Annotated in this window: 15 protein-coding genes; 8 read left to right on the forward strand and 7 right to left on the reverse strand. The window is 40.6% G+C overall.

Annotated features, from left to right (window positions below):
* Nucleotides 1-6 precede the first annotated feature (6 nt).
* The 3 genes from PE36_RS06990 to PE36_RS07000 form a co-directional block, all read right to left on the reverse strand.
* Complete coding sequence (locus PE36_RS06990; RefSeq protein ID WP_043994167.1) at nt 7-2,145, reverse strand: TRAP transporter permease; 2,139 nt, start codon at nt 2,143-2,145, stop codon at nt 7-9.
* A gap of 64 nt (nt 2,146-2,209) precedes the next feature.
* On the reverse strand, nt 2,210-3,232 hold the full coding sequence (locus PE36_RS06995; protein ID WP_006031274.1) for a TAXI family TRAP transporter solute-binding subunit: 1,023 nt from the start codon (nt 3,230-3,232) through the stop codon (nt 2,210-2,212).
* Nucleotides 3,233-3,702: 470 nt separating this feature from the next.
* On the reverse strand, nt 3,703-5,052 hold the full coding sequence (locus PE36_RS07000) for a sigma-54 dependent transcriptional regulator (protein WP_006031275.1): 1,350 nt from the start codon (nt 5,050-5,052) through the stop codon (nt 3,703-3,705).
* 277 nt (nt 5,053-5,329) lie between these two features.
* Here PE36_RS07000 and PE36_RS07005 point away from each other — a divergent pair, with 277 nt between their 5' ends.
* The 4 genes from PE36_RS07005 (at nt 5,330) to PE36_RS07020 (ending at nt 9,262) form a co-directional block, all read left to right on the forward strand.
* A complete protein-coding gene (locus PE36_RS07005) occupies nt 5,330-5,680 on the forward strand; it encodes an ArsC family reductase (RefSeq protein ID WP_006031276.1) in 351 nt (116 codons plus the stop codon).
* A 112-nt stretch (nt 5,681-5,792) separates the two neighbouring features.
* A complete protein-coding gene (gene dapE / locus PE36_RS07010; protein WP_006031277.1) occupies nt 5,793-6,929 on the forward strand; it encodes a succinyl-diaminopimelate desuccinylase in 1,137 nt (378 codons plus the stop codon).
* Nucleotides 6,930-7,385: 456 nt separating this feature from the next.
* Entirely contained in the window at nt 7,386-8,330 is a 945-nt protein-coding gene (gene ctlX / locus PE36_RS07015; protein ID WP_006031278.1) for a citrulline utilization hydrolase CtlX, read from the forward strand.
* 80 nt (nt 8,331-8,410) lie between these two features.
* The gene (locus PE36_RS07020; RefSeq protein ID WP_043994169.1) at nt 8,411-9,262 is read left to right on the forward strand and encodes a dimethylarginine dimethylaminohydrolase family protein; all 852 of its coding nucleotides are present in this window, start codon (nt 8,411-8,413) and stop codon (nt 9,260-9,262) included.
* A gap of 67 nt (nt 9,263-9,329) precedes the next feature.
* On the opposite strand, the gene PE36_RS07025 is transcribed toward PE36_RS07020, so the two are convergent.
* Nucleotides 9,330-9,950 (reverse strand): TetR family transcriptional regulator C-terminal domain-containing protein, encoded by a 621-nt coding sequence (locus tag PE36_RS07025; RefSeq protein ID WP_006031280.1) that lies wholly within the window; start codon nt 9,948-9,950, stop codon nt 9,330-9,332.
* Between the two features lie 255 nt (nt 9,951-10,205).
* Between PE36_RS07025 and PE36_RS07030 the strand changes: the two genes are divergently transcribed.
* The 4 genes from PE36_RS07030 (at nt 10,206) to PE36_RS07045 (ending at nt 13,995) form a co-directional block, all read left to right on the forward strand.
* Complete coding sequence (locus PE36_RS07030) at nt 10,206-11,210, forward strand: ornithine cyclodeaminase (protein WP_006031281.1); 1,005 nt, start codon at nt 10,206-10,208, stop codon at nt 11,208-11,210.
* A 565-nt stretch (nt 11,211-11,775) separates the two neighbouring features.
* Nucleotides 11,776-12,816 (forward strand): GMP reductase, encoded by a 1,041-nt coding sequence (locus tag PE36_RS07035; protein ID WP_006031282.1) that lies wholly within the window; start codon nt 11,776-11,778, stop codon nt 12,814-12,816.
* A 364-nt stretch (nt 12,817-13,180) separates the two neighbouring features.
* A complete protein-coding gene (locus PE36_RS07040) occupies nt 13,181-13,477 on the forward strand; it encodes a hypothetical protein (RefSeq protein ID WP_006031283.1) in 297 nt (98 codons plus the stop codon).
* Nucleotides 13,477-13,995, forward strand: coding sequence for a hypothetical protein (locus tag PE36_RS07045; protein WP_006031284.1), 519 nt, complete (start codon nt 13,477-13,479; stop codon nt 13,993-13,995). The genes PE36_RS07040 and PE36_RS07045 overlap by 1 nt, the downstream gene beginning before the upstream one ends.
* A gap of 173 nt (nt 13,996-14,168) precedes the next feature.
* Here PE36_RS07045 and PE36_RS07050 read toward each other — a convergent pair whose 3' ends face one another.
* From PE36_RS07050 to PE36_RS07060, 3 genes are all read right to left on the reverse strand, one after another.
* The gene (locus PE36_RS07050; protein ID WP_006031285.1) at nt 14,169-14,759 is read right to left on the reverse strand and encodes a hypothetical protein; all 591 of its coding nucleotides are present in this window, start codon (nt 14,757-14,759) and stop codon (nt 14,169-14,171) included.
* Nucleotides 14,756-15,589, reverse strand: coding sequence for a hypothetical protein (locus PE36_RS07055; RefSeq protein ID WP_006031286.1), 834 nt, complete (start codon nt 15,587-15,589; stop codon nt 14,756-14,758). The genes PE36_RS07050 and PE36_RS07055 overlap by 4 nt, the downstream gene beginning before the upstream one ends.
* 648 nt (nt 15,590-16,237) lie before the next feature.
* A complete protein-coding gene (locus PE36_RS07060) occupies nt 16,238-16,861 on the reverse strand; it encodes a hypothetical protein (RefSeq protein WP_006031288.1) in 624 nt (207 codons plus the stop codon).
* Nucleotides 16,862-16,935 lie beyond the last annotated feature (74 nt).

Raw genomic sequence — 16,935 nt, forward strand, 5'->3', positions numbered from 1 at the left:
CTTACCTTAAGAAACAGCAACAGTAGCAACGGCTGCTGGAGTCGTCACCACTGATTTATAACGGCGATGACTGTAAATAAATAATCCCACAAAACTAAGCGTCGCAACAACCCTCACCACTAATGGTAAATCAGGCCATGTCAGCGCTAAACCCAGTAATAATGAAAAACCACGCAAGAAGATATTCAATTCACTTTCTAAGTAACCTTCGATTCCGGCGATAAACGCATAAGTACCTATGATGGCAAAAAAGCCTACGGTGATAACCGTCATAACATCCCAGCTCACGAGCGAAGTATAAGCCATTAATATCGGTACTAAGTACAGTCCTTTTGCGATCTTCCAAGCGGTTAAGCCGGTACGCATTGGTGGTGTACCTGCAATTGTCGCTGCAGCAAATGCGGTTAAACAAACAGGTGGCGTAACGTTACTGTCTTGCGATAACCAGAAGATAATTAAATGCGCCGATAATAACACTAATGCTACCTTTTCTAACCCTAGACCTTGCTCTAACAAGGTGCCCATAAAGTCAATTGGTACTAAGCTTAATAAGCTCTCAGCTTGAACCTGCGACATCGGCTGCGTTAATGCCGCCATTTGCTCCGGTGCAGCTAACATAAATATACCTTGCGCTTGCGCTGGTAATTGGCCATCCATTAACATTTGAATTAATTGGCCTTCCGCTAATAACGTATAGAGTGCGGGTGCCGATAAAGTCCCTAACACAATGTAAGCCGCCGTCACTGGTAGGCCCATGCCTAAGATCAATGACGCCAGTGCAATCAAGGCTAGCATTAGCATCAAGCTGCCATCCGCCCATTCGTTGATCATTAACGAAAAGGTATTACCAACACCGGTAGTACTAATCACATTAACAACAAGACCAATACCAACCAGTAATACCGCGGTTGTTGCCATGTTACGCGCGCCTTGTTCTAGCGCTTCAAAGACTGCTTTAAAACCCATTTTATTCGGTGATAACCAAGAGGCAACGACCACTGAAATAATGGATAAACCAGCGGCGTATGTTGGGGTGAATCCAGAGACTAATAAAAATACCAATACAGCCAATGGGATCAGGTTATACCAACCCGATATAAATACTTTTGCTAATGATTCATCAGAGGCGGTGATTTGTTGAATGTTACTGCGCTTGGCTTCGATGCGAACAAAAAAAGCGACAGAGAGAAAATAGATTAATGCTGGTACAACCGATACCGCAATGATATCCACATACGGCACTTGCGTATAAGAGGCCATAATAAACGCACCCGCGCCCATCACTGGCGGCATGATCTGCCCACCTGTTGATGCCGCGGCTTCAACACCGGCTGCAAATCGCGCAGGGAAACCCGCTTTACGCATTAACGGAATAGTAATAACACCCGTTGATACCGTGTTTGCTACACTTGAACCGGATACCGAACCCATTAATCCAGATGCGATGACAGCGATAAACCCAGGGCCGCCAATCACCTTGTTTGCCGCTGCGCGAGAAAGGTTAATGATGTAATCACCCACCCCAGAACGAACCAGAAAAGCACCGAACAAAATGAACATGAACACAAAGCTCCAGCTGATACGTGAGATGGCCCCAAACATACCCTCTGAACTATAAAAGCTGCGATACAATAATGTTTCTACACTTAACCCTGGAAAATGGAACATACCGGGTACTAACTGACCCCACCACACCACATAGGTCAACGAAATCATAATTAATACCGGAATAAACCAACCAATAGTACGGCGGATCAATTCCAATACAATGATAATAGCCATGATTGAAAATACCCAATCGCTGGTAACAAAGCGCACACCGCGTGCATACAACGCATCCTCAGCAAAGGGGATATACGCTAAACAAGCAAGTGCAGCCAGCGCAATAACAATATCAACACCGAGTGCCAACTTACTGCTTTTTAGACTTTTATGCGCTGGATACCAAAGTGCACAAATAACCGAAAACCCAGCAAAGTGAGTCGCAGATGCCCATAATTCAGGGATCGTGGCAAACGTATTAAACCAGATGTGTAATATCGACAACACCACACCACACCCTGATATAAACGCGGTTACCCAGGGAAAGTCCGTGCGGGTAGCTGACTCAAATTGTTCTAGCTTTTCTTCGACCTGCTTGTCCATAACAAATTCCTTGTTGACTGCTGCCATCGCGGCAGCAGTCCTTATCAATATTTAATGTTGTTTGTTACAGTGCTGTTGGTAGTAATTCAGCAGGAATTGTTAAACCGATTTCTTGGTAATAACGCGCAGCACCAGGATGTAGTGGTACGGGTAGACCTTTAATGGCTTTTTCGACAGCCATCGCTTTCGTGGCTTTATGGATACTGTTTAAGAACGGTAGGTTTTCATAGATATTTTTGGTTAATAGATAAACATCTTCTTCAGATACATCATCACGCACCGCTAAGAAGTTAGGCTGAGCTATCGTCGTCACGGCTTTGCTTTGACTTGGGTAAGTATTTGCAGGGATGGTAAATTTAGTCCACAGCGGATATTCACTGTTTGCTTGTTTAATTTGTTCGTCGGTAAATTCCAATAATGAGATATCATCACCCATCGCAGCAAATGCACGTGTGATCGCACCCACAGGCATACCCGCTGGAATATTCATACCATCAATCGCGCCATTCTGCATCGCGTCGGTACTTGAGCTATAGCCTAAATAGGCAAGGTTAAAATTATTTACATCAACGTTAACGCCACTCATGATCTGACGGCCCGAGTGCTCGGTACCCGAATTTTTCTTACCGATTGAGAATTTTTTACCTTTTAAATTATTCAAGTCACTCATGGTTCCGGTTTCAACTAACGAACTGCGCACCACAAAATGTTCCACGTTTTGCCACAGCATGCTGACTGAACGTAGGTTTTTCTGTGGGCCTGTTTGTTTGAATTGTCCCTCGCCTTGCCAAGCCCAAGCGCCATACAAACCTTGTAGGATGGCAAATTGCGCTTCATTGTCACTCAGTAATTTTATATTTTCACCCGAACCAGCAGAGCTAATAGCGGCTAATGAAAAACCATATTTTGGCTCAAGTTTAATCTTGCTTAATGTCGCGAGTGCGACACCCACTGGATAATAGGTGCCCCCCGTCGATGCTGTTGTGAGGATATAACTGCGCTTTTCTGCCGCGATTGCAGAGGTCGTTGCCAAGCCAAGTATTACACTAGTGACTATTAATGATTTTTTTAACATTCCTTTAAACATGGTCTTTCCTTGTTATTACATTGTTATCATAAAGAGTATTGTTAACACCAATCGCATTACATTTCATATCGCTTGTCGACACGAGGTAATGTCATCACTTCCGTTATGCATGACATATTGCAACAAGAGTGCCAAATGTTAAGTTACTGTTAATTAACAGTAAAAATAAAATAAAGCGGATAAGTAAGCAAGATTACGCCTATATGGCGATTTTTGATAAGCAATAAACAGCTCATCACTGCAGTAAGGAGATAAACATCACATTAACAATATAAAAACATAACGTATTTATAATTCAAGTTTGAAATATAAGATAAGCAAGCAAAAAACACATACTAAAGAGGTAGTTCACAAGCCGTAATAAGTAATGTGAAATGAGATAGAGAGGATAAATAAAGGGCAATAAGCAAGATATTGCCACTTTGATGAAATCTACAGCTAGCCAAACTAGCACGAAGAATTAAAAATAGTTAAATATAGTCCGCTCGATGCAGGTCATACTTTTGCATTTTCTGATTTAAAGTGCGGCGTGGTAAATCAAGTATATCCATTACCTCGATGATACTGCCTTTATGTGTTCGTAATGCTTCAGCAATAACCTTCCTCTCAAAGTTTTGAGTTTGCATAGCTAGTGACAACTCACTAGCGCTAGAATCAATACTTGCAAGCGGCTTGGTGACTAAAATATCCGCCACGGTTAACGACGCATCTAACCCGAAACGGGTCGCGACGTTAATCAATTCACGCACATTACCTGGCCAGCCGTACGCCAACAGGGTTTTTTCATCCAGTCCAGATAACGGCTTGGCATGGATGTTGGCCAAATTAACGTAGTGCTCAAATAATAATAAAATATCTTCACCACGCTCACGCAATGGCGGTAAATATAACTGGGCAACGTTCAAACGGTAAAACAGATCTTGGCGAAACCCTTGATTGTCTTTCAAACTTTCTTTTGCGGCGGCAATAACCCGTACATCAATCGCAATCGATTTATTACCACCAACACGCACAATTAGCTTTTCTTGTAAAATACGTAACATCTTGATCTGCATGTTAAGTGGCATACTTTCTATTTCATCTAAAAACAGCGTGCCTTTATCTGCATATTCTAGCTTACCAATTCGCTTTTTGATGGCGCCAGTAAAAGCCCCTGCTTCGTGACCAAATAGCTCACTTTCAAATAACGCTTCCGGGATCGCGGCACAATTTAACGCCACGAAGTTACCTTGCGAACGAGTGCTGACTTTATGTAAGCAATCTGCGACCAACTCTTTACCACAACCGGTATCACCATAAATAATGACGTTGGTATCGATATTGGCGATTTTAACCAACTGTTGCCGTAATTCAACCATACCAGGACTAGAGCCGATCAGGATCTGATCTAAACCTTGTGCCTGCTGTAAATATTCCTCACGCTTATTCGCACCGAGTTGTAACTGGCGTTTTTCAATTGCACAGCCGACTGTTTCAATTAATTTATCGGGATCAAAAGGCTTTTCTAAGAAATCAAATGCACCATCACGTAATGCATTAACGGCCATATTAATGTCACCATGACCAGTCATCAAAATAACCGGCATTTCGGGGTTATTAGCTAATAACTGCGGTAACAAGGCTAACCCTGAAATATCAGGCAAACGCACATCAGAAATAACAATGCCAGGGAAGCCTGTTGGAATGAGGCTTAGTGCCGACTCACCATCTGCACATTCGATAACATCATAGCCAGCGAGCTGGAGTCGTTGACTAATAGCCAAACGCACAATCTCATCATCTTCAATTAAAGCGATCTGAATAACAGACTGTTGTGACATAACTAATCTACATCCTTGTATAAATAAACAATGCAGACAGAGTAAGAAAAACAATGTCTATTGCAAAGGAGCTAGCTCGCAAATTACAGACATAAACGATCCACAGGCCCAACAACAGTCAGTTAACCCGTATTCAGCCATTCATTCGGATCGTGTTTTGTAATTTGGTTTCGTTTTTGACTACCAATTATCAGCCAGTTATTTATACCTAAGCTACTTAGGTATATACTGGGCGGCATAACGTTTACAGAAAAAGCCAAAGAAAATAGGAATTGAAATGACGACTGTGATGTACGGAATTAAAAACTGCGACACCATTAAAAAAGCCAAGAAATGGTTAGAAGCAAACGAACTGGAATTCACATTTCACGATCACCGCGTTAACGGTTTAGATAAAGCACAGCTGATCGCTTGGTGTGAAACACTGGGTTGGGAACAAGTACTAAATAAACGCGGCACTACTTATCGCAAATTAACCGATGAACAAAAAGCTGGGCTAACAGAAGCAACAGCTATCGAGTTGTTAATTGAACAGCCAGCGATGATCAAACGTCCAATTCTTGAGGTAGACGGTCAACTTACCTTAGGCTTTAAAGCCGACACTTATGCGGCGCTCTTTACTAAATAAAGGGTCAAAGTAAAAAGTCGAAATAAGCCAGAACACTATTAATCAAAAGTACTTACAGCACTGACCTAAACATAAGTCAGTGCTAACAATATGCTGTAAAAAGGAATTACTCATGTCAGACAGTTTAGTATTACAACTTGCCAAAGATCTACTTAGTCGTAAATCAGTGACACCCGAAGATGCCGGTTGTCAGCAAATGATCATCGAACGTCTTGAAGGCCTAGGTTTCACTATCGAAACCATGGTATTTGAAGACACCACTAATCTTTGGGCTCGTCGCGGTACCGCTGCCCCAGTATTTTGCTTCGCCGGTCATACCGATGTAGTACCTGTCGGTAAAATCGAAGATTGGGATACTGACCCGTTCGTCCCTACCGTTATCGATGGTTATTTACACGGTCGTGGCGCAGCAGACATGAAAGGCTCTATCGCGTCATTCTTAGTGGCGGTCGAAAACTTCGTCAACGACAATCCAAATCACCAAGGTTCGATTGCCCTACTGATCACCAGTGATGAAGAAGGCCCGTTTATCAATGGCACAACCCGTGTGATTGATACATTAGAAGCGCGTAACGAAAAAATCGACTGGTGTATTGTCGGAGAACCATCAAGCACCAACAAAGTCGGTGATATCGTTAAAAACGGTCGTCGTGGTTCATTAACCGGTGACATAGTAGTGAAAGGTATTCAAGGTCACGTGGCTTACCCACACCTTGCCGACAACCCAATTCACAAGCTAGCGCCAGCATTGACTGAACTAAGCCAAGTGGTATGGGATCAGGGTAATGAGTACTTCCCTGCAACAACACTGCAAATCACCGACATCCGCAGTGGCGCGGGTGCAAGTAATATCGTACCGGGCGAAGCGACCTGTCAGTTTAACCTGCGTTATTCTACCGAGCTAACAGCGGACTTAATCAAATACCGCATTGAAGGCATCTTTGCAAAACACGGTTTAAACTACGAGATCAGCTGGATCCACAGTGGCCAACCATTCTTAACTGAGCCGGGGAACTTGCTAAACGCCATTACCGATTCAATTGAAAGTGTGTGTGGTTACCCATCAGAACTATCTACCTCTGGTGGCACATCAGATGGTCGTTTCATCGCGCCAACCGGTGCACAGGTGGTTGAATTAGGCCCTGTGAACGCGACAATCCACAAAGTAAATGAATGTGTGAAGATCGCTGATATTGAGCAATTAGCTGAAATATATGAGCAAACGCTGGTTAAACTATTAGCGCAATAACCACTCTGCTTTAGAAACAGTACTGATAATGATGGTTTGCTATACCTCTAACAAACCATCATTCATTCTAAAAACAAGCCATCATTTATTCCGCCAATATGCATTTCTGATAACACAATAACCCAAACCACCTCTTAATTTCCCTCATTACTACCGCCATTACAACTCCAAGCAATATAAAAAACCGATAACCCCATCACATTCCATAACAAATTTTATAATTTATTAACAAATAATAAAGTTCAGTATTTACAACACATTAACATAGCTTAAATAGCCATTACGGCGTTATTTCGAGCGCCGACAGTCGGTCCTCGTTCCGGCCGTTAATTGACTTTAATCAATGTCTGGCATATTGTTTATGCAGTTGCATAGTTTTGCAAAACGCTTATTTTGTTAATGACAAGTTTGTTAATGACATGTTTTTAAAACATGGTTTTATAAAAAGGAAGTAGTATGGCTTTAATCCAAGCGCCAAGTTCAGTTGTAATGGTTCGACCATGGAAATTCTTCTCGAACCCAGAAACTGCAGTTGATAATGCTTTTCAAAAAACCGGCCTCGATGAACAAGACTCGCTTGAGTTAAATCGCAGCGGTATATCACTACAAGCTAAAAACGAATTTGATATCGTGGTTGCTGGATTAAACGAGAACGGCATCAACGTCCATGTATTTGATGATTTTGGTGATCGTGATACACCAGATTCAGTATTTCCAAACAACTGGTTCTCGACCCACAGTGGCGGCCATGTTGCCCTATACCCAATGTTTTCACAAAACCGCCGACGCGAACGCCGCAGTGACATTATTGAAATGTTAAAAGCGCAGTATCGTGTGCAAGATGTTATCGACTTCTCTGGTTTAGAGTGGGATAACCTGTTTCTTGAAGGCACTGGTGCGATGGTACTTGATAACGTTAACCGCATCGCCTACACAGCTAAATCAAACCGTTCTAGCGAAGTGATCCTTGAACGCTTCTGTACCACATTCCAATACGAACCAATGGCGTTTGAAACGGCTGATGCCACAGGCACTGCGATTTATCATACCAATGTGATGATGTGTGTAGCGTCTCAATACGCGCTTATTTGTTTAGACATGATCCCAAATGAAGCACGTCGCGCAGCGGTAAGGCAGCGTTTAGAAGAATCTGGTATTGAAGTGATAGAACTGAGCTTCGACCAAATTGATAACTTTGCGGGTAACGCTATCGAACTCACAGGTAACGGCAATAGCCACTTGGTTATGTCGCAACGTGCGAAAGATGCATTAACACCAGATCAAATTGAACGCATTGAAAAACACTCAAATATATTAGGCTTTAGCGTACCGACTATCGAATTAGCCGGTGGCTCGATCCGCTGCATGATCGCAGGCATTCACTTAAGCCCAAGAACATAAAACACGCGATTAGCAGTACAAATTAAAGAACCCAAATTCAAATAATTTAAAAGATATGACTTATGGAAAAGGAAAAGGTTATGGAAACCAGTTATGTAAAATCAGCGACAGGTGAATTGAAGCAAGTATTACTTTGTTCACCAACTTACCTTAATCTTTCGCCAATCAACAAGATTGCTGAAGATTGGTTAGAAAAAGGTGAGAGCATTGATCAGCAGAAATGTTTAGATGAACATCAACAGCTGATCGATATTTACGAGCAGAACGGCATTAATGTCGAAGTACTCGCGCCGACTGAAAACTTGTCGAGTCAGGTATTTGCCCGTGATTTTGGTTTTAATATCAAAGAAGGTTATGTACTTGGCCGCTTTAAAGAAGAAATTCGCCACGCAGAAAGCCTACTGTATGCAGAAAAACTTGCAGAGCTAGGTGTGCCAATCATTGCCACTTGTCACGAAGGTGTACTTGAAGGTGGTGACTTCTGGCAACTTGACGAAAAGACTTTAGCCATTGGTACGCTACAGCGTTCTAACGAAAAAGGCATTCAAAGTATTCGTGAACAGCTTGAACCATTAGGTTATACGATTATTGCGGTGAACTCGAAACCAGAATACCTGCACCTTGACATGATCTTTAACATTGTCGGCGAAAAGACTGCCGTGACTTATTACGACGGTTTACCACAAGAATTCAAAGATTACCTCGATGAAACGGGTTACGACCTGATTAAAATTGAGGAAGCAGGCGTATTCAAACACTTCTGTAATCTGCAAGCATTAGGTAACAAACGCGTTATCTCGTTAAGCGCAAATACCGATGTAAACGCGCAATTACGTGAACGTGGTTTTACAGTATTTGAACTGCATTCTACCGAGATATTGAAAACGGGCGGTGGTCCACACTGCATGACGTTCCCGTTAGAACGCCACTAAAATTAATACGGCAGTGTTTTCTTATGCTGTTTATGAGAGCTAGGTCTAATACTATTTACATAACGGGTTAGATATTCTCTAACGAAATAGATAGGATAGCAGACGCACTGTCGATACCGATATTGACCAGTTCATTATCTTTGAATTTGTAGGCTGCCATGCTGCCTTCGAGCCATAAGCCATCAATCAAAGCATTGATTTTAATGGCAAGGATTTCACATTCATGATGGTCAACTGTAATATTTTCGGTGGCTAATGCAGAACTAATCAACGGCGCTAATATTTTCGTTGTTTTAGCATACTCATTAGTTCGAATGGCTGCCATTTCTGGGTCGATGTAAGTCATCGGCAAGAAATTAGCCCATAACAATACGGTACGTGGTGACACGATTGGCGCTGATAGCGTCGCTTGAATAAAGTGCTGTAATCGAGTTTTGGCGCAAATATCCACATCGTTTATTTCGATACGGGCATTGACGTACATAATCTCGAGTAATGCAGAATACGCCGCGCGGATCAGTTCGTCTTTACCGGAAAAGTAAAAACGGATCAGACCGTTGGTGACATTCGCATATTCAGCCACATTACGTACTGTGGTTTTTTGTAAACCTTCGTTAGCAATGCAATCAAGTGTGGCATTGATTAACTCTTGTTTACGGTTTTTACCTTTTGTTCCTTTCGCTGGCATAGGCAGGTATTTAATCCGTATTTAAGTATAAGAGGTGTTTTACAAAACAAAATTAATCATACCCCTAGGGCGTGATGCTGGCAATTTATTAAGCTAAACCGAATAAGAATAGCACTTAACCCGATGCACATAACTGATGTGTATCTCATTATTAAACGTATTAGATAAACCACTCATTGATTGCTGTAATCATGATGGTAATGGAAAAATTCGATTTTTCTCTTTTACCTTAGACAGAATTAAACAAGGATCACCATGATTGTTTTAGAGATAAAAGATATTAAAGCGGTAATTGCGAAAGTAGGCTACCAAGACTTCTTTGCACAGCTTAATGATACATTAACTGAAGATTATAAAAATTGGCACGACTTTGATAAATCACCACGTGTTGCCAACCATGTTGACGGTGGCGTTATCGAACTAATGCCGATTTCTAATGCGGAAATGTACTCGTTTAAATACGTAAATGGCCACCCAAAAAACCCAGCACAAAACAAAATGACAGTAATGGCAACAGGTCAATTATCATTAACTGAAACTGGCGAACCGCTGATGTTTTCAGAAATGACTCTGCTTACTGGTTTCCGTACTGCAGCTACATCAGCAATGGCAGCTAAGCACTTAGCCAAGAAAGATTCAGAAGTACTCGCGTTAATCGGTACTGGCGCACAGAGTGAATTCCAGTTCTTAGCCTACTCGTTCATCTTTGACTTAAAAGAAGTACGCTACTTTGATACTGATCCTGCAGCAATGCGTAAATTCGAGAAGAATATGGCGCGTTTCGACATTCGCCTAACACCGTGTAAAGACGCAAGAGAAGCGGTTCAAGGTGCTGATTTAATTACCACGTGTACAGCAGACAAGAAATACCAAACAGTATTAACCAAAGACATGATCAGCAAAGACGTATTCATTAACGGTCTTGGCGGTGATTGCCCTGGTAAAACAGAAATCGAAAAAGAATTAGTAGAAAGCGCAACGATTGTTGTTGAATACCTACCACAGTCACGCGTTGAAGGTGAGATCCAACAACTGGGTGCTGACTTTACGTGTACAGAACTACACGAAATTGTGAAAGGCGAGAAAACGCTGAACGTAGCAACAGACGGCACTATCTTGTATGACTCAGTTGGTTTCGCACTGGAAGATTACTCAGTACTACGTTTAGTCTACAAGCTAGCTAAGCAACATAACATCGGCACAGAGATGGAATTAATTCCTGAACTGGATGATGTGAAGAACTTGTTCTCACTACTATAATACTGATTATAAAAGTCTTTATTCTTTATTATAAAAACATTTATTCTTCATTATAAAGACGAAATAACTACACCTATTAATTTAGCACCTTAGTCTGTCGCGGCTAGTTGGCAATTGTTAATAGTGGATAAGCCTTTGGCCAAAACACCCACGGTAAGCATTATAATGCCGTTGGGGTTTTGGTCTTTTTTGTTTAACCTGCTGGCACATCTAGCGTTTAAAACATTATTTTCACGGCTAAAAATTTATTTTAAAATAGTTAAACACCGCCTAACCCCGCGTAAATACTGACTTTCAGGTCAAGTAAATAAGCTTATCACCGGGTCGGTGTGAAATTAGCCCTTTACAAGATATCGGTCCTTGGACTAATATCTATTCGTATAGGCGCGTTGATGAAACGCGACTTCCTCGCACACACGATTCGCTTGTACCGCTTAAACTAAAATCCTTATAATTTTTTGCACAGTACCATCCATGAACCCATTGATTTAGGGTTTTCCTTGCGCCCGCAATATGTGGCAGCGCAAGAATAAGAGCCTGTGCAAACAAACAGAAGATAGATGTCATGCGTATAGAACAAGAATTGAAGCTAGGTTTTAAAGATGTACTTTTCCGCCCAAAACGTTCGACTTTAAGAAGTCGTTCACAAGTAAGCTTAGAGCGTACATTCACTTTCCCTACCAGCAAGTACACTTGGACAGGTGTACCGGTTATTGCTGCAAACATGGATACTGTAGGCACATTTGAAGCGGCAAAAGAACTTGCTGAACACAAAATGCTAACAGCTGTACATAAGCATTACACTGTTGCTGAATGGAAAGAGTTCCTAGAAGCAAACCCTGAAATCTTTGACCACATCTTTGTATCGACTGGTACATCAGATTCAGATTTCGAAAAACTTCAACAAGTTCTAGCATTAGATGAACGTCTACAGTTTATCTGTATCGATGTTGCTAATGGTTACTCAGAATTTTTCATTGAATTCGTGCGTAAAGTGCGTAAAGCATACCCGACTAAAACGATTATGGCTGGTAACGTAGTTACTGGTGAAATCACAGAAGAACTTATCCTGTCTGGCGCAGATATCATCAAAGTTGGTATCGGTCCTGGTTCAGTATGTACGACACGTGTTAAAACAGGTGTTGGTTACCCACAACTGTCTGCAATCATCGAATGTGCAGATGCTGCGCACGGTCTTGGTGGCATGGTTGTTGGTGACGGTGGTTGTGCTTGTGCTGGTGATGTTGCTAAAGCATTCGGCGGCGGCGCAGACTTCGTTATGCTTGGCGGCATGTTAGCTGGTCACGACGAAAGTGGCGGCGAGCTGTGTGAAGTTGATGGCAAGAAAACGAAGAAATTCTATGGCATGAGCTCAACAACTGCGATGAAAAAACACGCCGGTGGTGTTGCTAAATACCGTGCTTCAGAAGGTAAAACTGTAGAAGTACCTTACCGTGGACCAATCGAAAATACTATTTACGATATCCTAGGTGGCGTTCGTTCTACTTGTACTTACGTTGGCGCAGCGTCATTAAAAGAGCTAAGCAAACGTACTACCTTTATCCGCGTACTTGAGCAAGAAAATAACGTATTCGGTAAAGAATAAATTAGTAATTAAATATGTAGGTCTAGAACTACATATTTAAACTAACAAAGGCGAGCATTGATTTTATTATCATGCTCGCCTTTTTGCGTTTTAAGAGTTTGAATAAATTTTATTTACAGTGATAAATCAGATGATTTTCATACTCCAGCATTTATTTATAATGGTAATATTACCTTATATATTTAGAAAATAAGGATATTATCTAATGGCAGCTAGAAATCAAAATGTATGCCCAACCATTGTAGAACTTGAGTTTAGCTAAAGTAGTCAAAGCGCGATAGATTTAATAAACGAGGTACGTACGTTATCGACAAAAAGTTGGATTGCTCTGACGATAGGTAATTTAGGTCTAATTTTTGCGGGGTTGGTTCTAAGCCCTGGGAAAGCTATCCCTGCAGAACTTACAGCTCTGGGGGCTAAACCTATCTTAAAAGCAGCGACCAACCTAACAGAGGCGGCAGGAAGCCCAGCAGGTTCTGTTGCTTACAATATATTCCAAAGCAATTGGGAGATTTTCTTTCAGGCTGTCAGTGCTTTTGATGCCATAGCTAAAAATAAAATAGACAAAATTGTAACACTCCAAACATATAGATATGATCTCACGCCAAAAGAACGTAAATTTTGGAAAGCTATGTATTATGGATGTAAGGTAGCAAAATAATGACAATTCAAAATATATTATTACTCATCACGATTGCAACACTAACTGCGTGTTCGACCCCAGAAGAACAATCCACATATGCTTATCAGCATTACAAAGAACAATATATTCAATTCGCAAATATCCTCACTGAATGTGGGAATAAAAGAAAGAAAACATTGTCTGATTCAACTATCGATATATTAAAGACGTTACCTCAAGACTCTATTGAAGGGTTTGGCCATGTCATAAACTTAGCTGATCGTAAATGTATGGCAAATATATACCGTGATTTTATGGAGTCTTTATTACTTGCCGAAGTTGAAAATTATAAAAATGGTCATAGTGTAATTGAGCATGAATTGTTAATTATCAAAAAAATCCAATTCATGGATTTATACCTACCAGCAAAAAGAAAATTCGAACACCTACCTGCTGACACCCAAAAAGCATTACTCTCAATTCAAGAAATGCAGGAACCATTTGATGGACTTGATGCATTGGAAAGAGCATGGCCTAAAATATATGGCGTAGAGTAACGATGACTTGGTGATATAGACCCTGCGTATTTAAGCTAACAAAGGCGAGCATTGATATGGGCATGTCCATTATCATGCTCGCCTTTTTGTTCTTGGGCTTGGTAGGTAAGGGCTGTGAGCACAAGGTAGAATTCTAGCTACAGTCAACCATCGCATACGTTATTGCTGAAGCTCTATGGTTCTAAATCTGGGTTATAAAGACTATTCGCCTCCAATCCAGTACAATTAATGTTTTTTATGACATCAACATTTTGTAATTCAACATGGTTTTCACCATCTAAAATATCTTTGTTAGTTCCAATATGAAATAGTTTACTCACAAGTACACAAGGAATAAAACGATACTCAGCACTTCCTAAGCCCCCCCCATAAATAGTAGTGCTGTTCTCCGCTCTACTCTCAGGAGTATTCGCGACGCGAGTAGTATAACGGTCGGTTAGATCTTGTAACTCGCCATTTGACTTCCGGTAGTAAAAATGGATGAGTTTAGTATCAAGCCAGCCTGAATTTATCCCAGTTTGCGTTAACAACACCCCATTCTCAGGAATTTCATATACCCTAAACCCATCTTGCATTTTCTTAGGTTGTCCGTCGGTGACATTGTAAACGATATGAAAAGTTCCAATATATCCATCGGGGATAATGTACATTTCAGGGTCTCTTGGTGGGGTTTCATCACATGCAACCATAAACAGACTCAAAGTTAAAAGGCATAGCATGGAGAAAACATTCATTTTACTGTGCTTATTTATCTTTTTAATCATTGAAAACACCCGTCTAAGCTCGCTTTTTCTAATGCCATACAATGACCATGGTTAGGATTAATTTGTAAAAGTTTATGATTCCACTCTTCAATTTTATGATATGTAAGTTTTGTACCTAAATCGCGCCTACGTGCAATTTCATCACCAATCTTCCCTTCAAAATTACCATCACTATCGATTGGTAATCTTACCGCACACGCGATCATAGGGTAATTAAGATTAAGACTTAAACTTACGGGAGCAGCGCCTTTACGAACGTGCACGCCTAAAAATACTGAGTGGCCTTTGCTATCCACGACAAATGCTTCACAGTTAGGGAAAGCATCACCACTGACATAAATCACAATATCAACATGTCTTTTAGTTCTGTCTAGACTAATTTTAATCTGATAATTAACATCGAGGGTTGGCACATATGAAACACCAATTTTTTTTTGTAAAAAAGGAGAACCAGGCATAGCATGATTAACGCCACCGTATTTACCCTTTATTGTAAAATGGCTAACACCATTGGGCGCACCTTTCACAAACGTAGCATTTACACTACCTTTGGGAGCTAAGACACCATCATATTCTCTACTTTCATTTGACCAAGGTGCTTTAGATGGATCCGATCTAGTTACATGTGCAGAAGCAGTTCCCGAATCTGTATGTAGGGTAAAACGATGCCATATTCTAGATGTTGGATAACCGTTTCCACTAGGCAAATTCGAAAAACTACGATTATCCCCCTCAAATTTCAACCCTGTCCAGCCAAAATCTTTCTCTGGATGAAAAGATCGAATGTTAAATTTAAATTCCGTATTTTTTACAATGACTTGATTTGACATAATCTATCCTTAGATTATTCATAGGTGATTTAAAATAATATCATTTATCATTACTTATTAAGTATGAATATCACTGGTACTTACAAATAGAAATGGCGAGTTAATATGCCAAATAAAACAACCGCATTTAATCCTTTTGATTACATGGATCGCCAAGATGAGACTACTTTATCCTTGGCGACAATTTAATGTCGAGAGTGACGGTGGACTGATTGGCTATGTGTTGATCTTGGTTAGTAAATGGAGACTAATCTTACAGCCCTCACCAAAATAGTTAAAATCATATTGGCCGATAAATTCATAGCAACGCTCCACATAAAGTACTGACATAAACTTACATTTCAATTGTTTACACAACTAAAACACACATGTAACATCGTGAGTCATACTTTATTTAGGTTATATATTGATGTTCCGTATACAAAAAATTGTATTTATATCCCTATTCACTACTTTGCTAGCATCATGCGCTTACCATGAATACAACCCATCAAAACCTGATGAATATGCTGAATATTGGTGTCAATCAGAGCACAGAAATAATTCCATTCTTGCTATTCTTGATACTAATCAAGGACGAGAAGACCCAATCCCAGATAATTGTGACATATACTATAGATAGCATCGTGATGCAGTTAGCACTGTAACCTACATGTCCTGATGTTTGATCAATTTAGTCGGCATTACATCATCAACACCAAGCGTTAAATGTACGGCTTCAGTTGGCGTTTCAGCATACGCTTGTTTATCGCCGTGCTGATTGAATGACAACTCTATTTTCGAACCATAAATACCCATTTCATTAAGCTGAATACGGTCGCCAATAAAATAAGAATCCAAATGTCGTATGGTTTGGTTATCAAGATCTTGCTCAAACAAGCCAATATAAGTAAATAAACCACTGCCTTGATTGCTTACACTGAATGGTGCAGCAAAATACATTAAATTGTCAGATGTCGTTGGGCTTAAAACACTGATGTGCATGAAGTCTAACAATACCTCACCACGTTCTTCATCTACTTGATAATTGCCCTGCGCTTTACCTTCTGACGTCCCTAAGCCAATTATCGAAGTCAGTTTAACGCCTGCTCCGCTATCAGGTAGAGTAATAATAAAATCACTGCTGGTCTTCATGCTAAATAACGTCAATATTACTTCAGAGTAATAATCTTGCGTCTTGCTGCTGTTATCACCCATAGAACGAATTACAGTTACTATTGCCAACACACTGACACATGCCAATGCCAATGCGATATAAATTAACTTTTTCATTATTAACACCTTCCTTCTGCTTATCTATAGACATAATACAGTGAAAACCAAATTAAAAAGCCCCCAAATCAAGG

Origin of the sequence: Moritella sp. PE36, from assembly GCF_000170855.1 — a bacterium.
Taxonomy (GTDB): domain Bacteria; phylum Pseudomonadota; class Gammaproteobacteria; order Enterobacterales; family Moritellaceae; genus Moritella.